Below are 809 nucleotides of genomic sequence, written 5' to 3'. Positions count from 1 at the left end.
AGAGCCCCTAACATCCCGAGTAGTATGGCAAATAGCAGCGATAATAAAGCCACTTCAATCGTCAGCAGCGCGCCTTTTAAAATCGCTACTTCGTATCCCTGTAGATTAAGCAAGCATAAACCCTCTTTCTAGGCCCTGGGAGGTTGGATACCGTGTTCAACGAGTAACCAACCTCCTAGCTTAGCCTCTAGCCAAAACATTCCCGTAGTAGATAGCCAGCAATATCACTCAATCACCATAAACATCATAGCTAAAATACTGCGCTGCTATTTTTTGATAAATGCCTTGCTCACGTAAAGATACAATGGCTTGATTGAGTCGCTTCGTTAAATCTTTATCCTGTTTACGAACCGCAATGCCAAATCCTTCTCCAAACCACTGTGGATCCGTTAATGAAGGGCCAACAAATTCATAAGCCTCTCCTCCCACTTTATTCAAGACCCCTTCTTCTAACGCAGACGCATCACCTAACACAGCGGAAATACGCCCATTCGCTAAGTCAAGATAGGCCTCGTCAAACGAACCATAACGTACAATATTGATCGACTTACCATAGTTATCGGTCAAATATTTATCGTGGGTTGTTGCTCGCTGCACACCTATTTTTACGTCTTTCAAACCTTGCGGGCTAAAATCCAATTCGGCTCCTTTTTTAGCAATAAATCGATTAGGGATCAGTGCATATTTGTGCGTAAAATCAATTCGTTTTTTACGCTCTTCGGTAATCGACATCGCAGCAATAATCGCATCATATTTCCGTGCCAGTAGCGAAGGGATAATGCCATCCCAATCTTGTGGAACGATGCGAC

General features: G+C 43.4%; 1 protein-coding gene and 1 pseudogene. Both read right to left on the bottom strand.

What is annotated here, in order from left to right; translation table 11 throughout:
- A pseudogene (locus B7C60_RS19435) lies at window positions 1–113 on the bottom strand (arginine ABC transporter permease ArtQ); the annotation flags it as partial.
- A gap of 115 nt (window positions 114–228) precedes the next feature.
- Window positions 229–809: transporter substrate-binding domain-containing protein (locus B7C60_RS13945; protein WP_245869477.1), on the bottom strand; the 581-nt coding region annotated here is incomplete at its 5' end.

Origin of the sequence: Vibrio fujianensis (genome assembly GCF_002749895.1) — a bacterium.
Taxonomy (GTDB): domain Bacteria; phylum Pseudomonadota; class Gammaproteobacteria; order Enterobacterales; family Vibrionaceae; genus Vibrio; species Vibrio fujianensis.
Note: the sequence above shows the minus strand (reverse complement) of the source record. Positions and strands in the feature narration are given on the sequence as shown.